This is a genomic window from Kitasatospora nipponensis, from assembly GCF_039528135.1.
Classification (GTDB): Bacteria; Actinomycetota; Actinomycetes; order Streptomycetales; family Streptomycetaceae; genus Kitasatospora; species Kitasatospora nipponensis.
Genome location: NZ_BAAALF010000327.1, coordinates 1 through 5033 on the forward strand (window position 1 = coordinate 1; position 5033 = coordinate 5033).

4 protein-coding genes are annotated in these 5033 nt (G+C 75.6%); 1 reads left to right on the top strand and 3 read right to left on the bottom strand.

Going from position 1 to position 5033, the window contains the following annotated elements:
- The first annotated feature begins 190 nt into the window (after positions 1-190).
- Positions 191-805, top strand: a complete 615-nt coding sequence (locus ABD323_RS39425) for an HdeD family acid-resistance protein (RefSeq protein WP_344446925.1) — start codon at positions 191-193, stop codon at positions 803-805.
- Positions 806-869: 64 nt separating this feature from the next.
- On the opposite strand, the gene ABD323_RS39430 is transcribed toward ABD323_RS39425, so the two are convergent.
- The 3 genes from ABD323_RS39430 to ABD323_RS39440 all read right to left on the bottom strand — a co-directional run.
- The gene (locus ABD323_RS39430; RefSeq protein WP_344446926.1) at positions 870-1436 is read right to left on the bottom strand and encodes a GNAT family N-acetyltransferase; all 567 of its coding nucleotides are present in this window, start codon (positions 1434-1436) and stop codon (positions 870-872) included.
- Positions 1437-1559: 123 nt separating this feature from the next.
- The gene (locus ABD323_RS39435; protein WP_344446927.1) at positions 1560-4328 is read right to left on the bottom strand and encodes a right-handed parallel beta-helix repeat-containing protein; all 2769 of its coding nucleotides are present in this window, start codon (positions 4326-4328) and stop codon (positions 1560-1562) included.
- The coding region (locus ABD323_RS39440) for a hypothetical protein (protein WP_344446928.1) at positions 4325-5033 on the bottom strand (709 nt) is incomplete at its 5' end. The genes ABD323_RS39435 and ABD323_RS39440, both read right to left, overlap by 4 nt.

The window sequence follows — 5033 nt, forward strand, 5'->3', positions numbered from 1 at the left end:
CCGACAACCCATCCCATGGCAGACCTACGACACCACCTAACAAAGCACTACTAGGGCGCCGGGCGCAGGAGGACCGGTCGGCCCAGCGCTCCCCGCAGCGAGCGGGTGAACCGGCTCGTCAGGACGTTCGACGAGCCACCCCGGCGCGGTATGCCTCCGTACTGAGCAGCCGTCAGGACCTGGAGGCACCATGACCAGCCCCACCCCCCGTCCCACCCCGCACTCGGCCGCCTCCCCGCTGCCCGACGGGCCACTGCGCGCGCTGGCCCGGGCCGCCTGGCAGCTGCTGCTGCTCGCCGGCCTCGGCTCGCTGGCGCTCGGCGCCATGATCCTGGCCTGGCCGAAGTCGACGCTGCACGTGGTCGGCGTGCTCTTCGGCATCTACCTGCTGGTGATCGGCGTGGTGCAGCTGACCGCCGCCTTCGGCACCCACCTGACCAGTGCGCTGCGCGTGATGGCCTTCATCAGCGGCGCGCTCTGCGTGCTGCTGGGGCTGGTCTGCTTCCGCGGCCCGGCGCAGTCCCTGCTGCTGCTGGCCTTCTGGATCGGCATCGGCTGGCTCTTCCGCGGCATCACCCAGCTGGTCGCCTCGCTGGAGGACCCGGCGATGCCCGCCCGCGGCTGGCACATCTTCTCGGGTGTGGTCGGCATCATCGGCGGTGTCGTGGTGATGGTCGAGCCCTTCGGCTCGCTGTCGGTGCTCACCGTCTTCGCCGGCATCTGGCTCGTCGTGATGGGCCTGGTGGAGGTCGTCACCGCCCTCCAGGTGCGCCACGGCAGCAAGGCCCTGCCGCCGGGCGCGTGAGCCGCCCCGGGCGCCGGCCCGACCGGGCGGACCCGACCGGTGGATCCGACCGGGTGGGCCCGGCTCAGCGCGCCGACAGGTCCAGCCGCCAGTCGTTGCTCCGCTTGACCGTCCCCGAGCCCGGCGGGTACTCGAAGTCGCAGGTGCCCACCAGCTCGAAGCCGGCCCGGCGGCAGACCGCGTTGGAGGCGGGGTTCGCCAGCGGCGGGAAGGCGTGCAGGTACCGCAGCCGGCCCACCGCCCGGGCGTGGGCGACGGCGGCGCCGGCCGCGGCGGCCGCGATCCCGCGCCCCTGGAAGTCCGGCAGCACCTTCCAGCCCATCTCGTACACCCGCTCGCCCTGCCAGTCCCGCTCGGAGTAGCCGATGGTGCCGACCGCCTCCCGCTGCGGCAGCAGCAGCACGCTGAAGCGGCAGCCGGCGCCGCGCGCGGCGATGTCGAGGTAGAGCCGGTGCCTGGCCTCGACCCCGGCCGCGCTCTCCGGACCGCCGAGCTGGGCCATCACCTCGGGCGTGTTGGTCAGGTGCAGCAGCGGCAGATCGGCCTCGGACCACGGCTCGATGCCCACCTGCGCCGCGGTCACCCGCTCGACCATCCCCGCTCCCCCGTCCCACTGCCCGCCGTCGATCACGTCTCTCGACCCTAGAGCGACGATCGGACGCCGTCGACCGCTTATCGGCGCCCCGACCAGGCGCCCCGACCCGGTGCCCCGGCGGGCCCCGATGAGTCTCGGCGAGCCCCGGCGGCCCCGGCGTCACTCGACGAGCGGCACGTCCTGCGGCAGCAGGGTGAGCAGGTCCTCGGTGGTCGGCTCGGCGAGCTCGGCCACCCGGCGGGCGTGCCGCTCGGTCATCCGCTGGAAGAGCTGGCGGGCGGTGCGGCCGTTGCCGAACCGCTCGTCGCGGCCGACCGTCGCGAAGTAGCCGGCCAGCGCCTCGCCGGTCGGCCCGGTCAGCTCGTAGCGGTGCCGGTGGGCGTTGCCCCGCACGATGCTGACCAGCTCGTCGGCCGCGTAGTCGTCGAAGACCAGGGTGCGCGCGAAGCGGGAGGCGAGGCCGGGGTTGGCGTCCACGAAGCGCGCCATCTCCTCCGGGTAGCCGGCCACGATCACCACCACGTCGTCGCGGTGGTCCTCCATCAGCTTGACCAGCGTGGCGATCGCCTCCAGCCCGAAGTCGCTGCCCTGCCCGGCCGGGACCAGCGCGTACGCCTCGTCGATGAAGAGCACGCCGCCCAGCGCCCGGCGGAAGACCGCGGTGGTCTTGGGCGCGGTGTGACCGATGTACTCGCCGACCAGGTCGCCGCGGTCGGTCTCCACCAGGTGACCGCGCGAGAGCAGGCCGAGGGCGGCCAGGATCCTGCCGTAGAGCCGGGCCACCGTGGTCTTGCCGGTGCCGCTGTTCCCGGCGAAGACCAGGTGCCGGCTGAGCGGTGGCGGCGGCAGTCCGGCCTCCGTGCGGCGGCGGACCATCTGCATCACGTCGACCAGCGTGGAGACGTCGTGCTTGACCCCTTCCAGGCCGACCAGCGCGCGCAGTTCGTCGAGCAGGTCCTCCAGGGTGGCGACCGGCTCGGCCTCCTCGCCCGCCGCCGTGCCGTAGCCGGGCCCGGCGCCGGTCGTGCGCACCCCCGAGGTCCCCGGCAGGCCCGGCAGGCCCGGCACGCCCGGTGTCCCGGGGCGACCGACCGGCGCGGTACCGGCGGCGGCGCGCCCCTCGGCGGGCAGCGCGTCGATCTTCACGTTCTCGACCCGGCAGTTCTCGAAGTGCGGCGCCGCGCCCTCGGCGAGCTTGACGTCCTCGTCGGTGTCGTGGATCCGGCAGCCGCTGAGGCGCGGGGTGGCCCCGGCGCCGACGTAGAGCGCCGGGTAGCCGGTGGCCGAGACGGCGCAGTCGGTGATCAGGCCCCGGGCGCCGTCGGCGAGGTAGAGGCCGTTCTTGGCGGTGCCCGCGACGGTGAGCGCGCGCAGCCGGGGGTGCGCGCCGGACCGGACGACGACGCCGCTGCCCTCGGTGTCACGGATCTCGCAGTCGCCGATCCAGGGGGTGGCCCGTTCGCCGATCAGCACGCCGGCCGAGCCGGTGCGGCTGATCCGGGTGTCCACCACGAGCGCGCCGCTCTCCTCGCCGACCCGCAGCCCGGCCTCGGCGCTGCCCTCGATCACGCAGTCCTCGACCAGCGGGCGGTGCGGACCGCTCAGCGCGATCCCGGTGCCGCACCCGGTGACGGTGCACCGGCGGGCCGTCAGGTCGCCGCCCTCCACCGCGATCCCGCTCAGCGCCGCGCCCTCGACGCTGCTGTCCAGCAGGTCCAGCAGAGCGCCTTCGGTGACCCGCAGGCCGTGCTGCGGGGTGCCTCGGACCGTGCAGTCCTCGATCCGGGCCCGCGCAGCGCCGGCCAGGTGCACGGCGGTGAATCCGGTGTCGGCCACCGTGCACCCGGTCAGCTCGACGCTGCTCTCACCGCTGGCGAACACCCCGTTGGCGGCGCAGCGTTGCAAGGTGGTGCGGCGCAGCTCGACGCGGGCCGCGCCGGTGGCCGCCAGCGCCCTGTCGGCGGTGTCGCGCACCGCGGTGTCGATCAGCCGCAGGACCGCCTCGCCGCCGGCCAGTAGGCCGGCCCGGCCGGTCCCGGCGATCCGGCAGTCGCGCAGCGACAGGGCCGCGCCGTCGGTCAGCTGGACGCCGGTGCCGACCACCCGGCTGATCTCGCAGTCGATCAGCAGGACGCCGTCGCCGGCCGCGCCCTGCGCCGGGCCGCCGCCGGCGTCCGGCGCCTGCTCCGTGGGCGCGGCGGCCCCCCGCGCGCCCCCCGCCTGGTCGGTGCCCGCCTGCTCGCTGGCGAGTACGCCCTGGGCCCCACCGTCCGTCAGGCGGCAGCCGCGCAGCACCGGCCGCGCCTCGCCCTCGATCCGCACGATCGGCCCGGCGGCGCTCAGCGCGCAGTCGGTGAAGGCGCCGCGCGCCGCACCGCGCAGCAGCAGCGCGTCGCCGCCCGCCGCCGCGACGCCGAGCGCCCGCACCACCGGATCCGCGCCCTGCTCGACCAGCACCGCCACCGCGTCGGTCTCCCCCACCTCGGTGTTCTCCAGCACCGCCCGGCTGTCGCCGGCCAGCTGGATCCCCACCGCGCCGCTCTCGCGCACCTCGCAGTCGCGCACGGTCGGCGCGGCGTCCCCGGAGACCAGCAGTCGCCCGCCGACGATCGCGCACCGCGCCAGCAGCACCCGGGCGGCGGTGACGGCCAGCGCCGGCCGGTCCGGGTCGCCGCCACGGACCGTCAGCCCCCGGACCTCGCCGTCCGCCAGGACGGTCAGCGCGGTGCCGCGCGGCGCGACCAGCTCGACGGTGCCCGGCCCCTTCTCGGCCACCAGCGTGATCTCCCGCTCGAGCACCACGTTCTCGGTGTACGTGCCGGGCTGCACCGAGACCACCGCGCCCGCCTCAGCGGCCCGGACGGCCGCACCGATGGTGTGGTGCGCCCCCCAGCCCCGGGGCGAGACCCGCAGCAGCCGCCCGCTCACGCGGCGGTGCAGCTCAGCCGGACCGCCGACGCGGCGTGGTGGGCGTGCGAGGTCGCCGAGGTGTAGTCGATGCCGGTGTTCACCATCTTCAGCGTGACCTGCCCGGTGGTGACCGAGAACGGGCCCTGGTCGACCCACTTGCCCCGGTTGGAGACCTGGGAGACGTCGAACTGGCCGAGCGGCGTGAGGGCCATGCCGTACTCGTAGTCCTGGCCGAAGAGGTAGTAGTGGGTGGGGTTGCCGCCCACGTGGGTGAGGTCGGTGCTGTTCGGCACGTAGACGGAGAGCCGGCAGGAGGCCGCCTTGAAGCTCGCGCCGAAGTCGAAGTGCCACAGCGCGCCCTGCGAGGTGTCGTAGGAGGTCGCGTTGCCGGACATCGGCTCCGAGACGTAGCCCGCCTGGCAGCCGTCGCCGCTGTAACCGCCGGTGCTGGACTTGAGCCAGCCGGCGGTGCCCAGCGTGTAGTCGGCGTCCTTGCCGAGGAAGCCGGTCGTGCTGTTCGAGCAGCTCGGGCCGGCGACCGCGGTGTACGTGGGCTTCGGGGGTGCCGGGGTGGCGGCCGGCGGCTGGGGGGCGGCGGTGGTCGGGGCGGGGACGCCCTGGCCGGGCGCGGCCGCCGGAGGCTGGGCCGGGGCGGCGGGCTGGACGGGCGCCGGCGCGACGGGGTTGCCCGGCACGGCGGGCAGTGCGGCGGCGGGGGGCGTG

What these genes read in the sequence shown, in the direction of transcription:
- ABD323_RS39425 (WP_344446925.1), top strand. Translation starts at nt 191, where the DNA reads ATGACCAGCCCCACCCCCCGTCCCACCCCGCACTCGGCCGCCTCCCCG.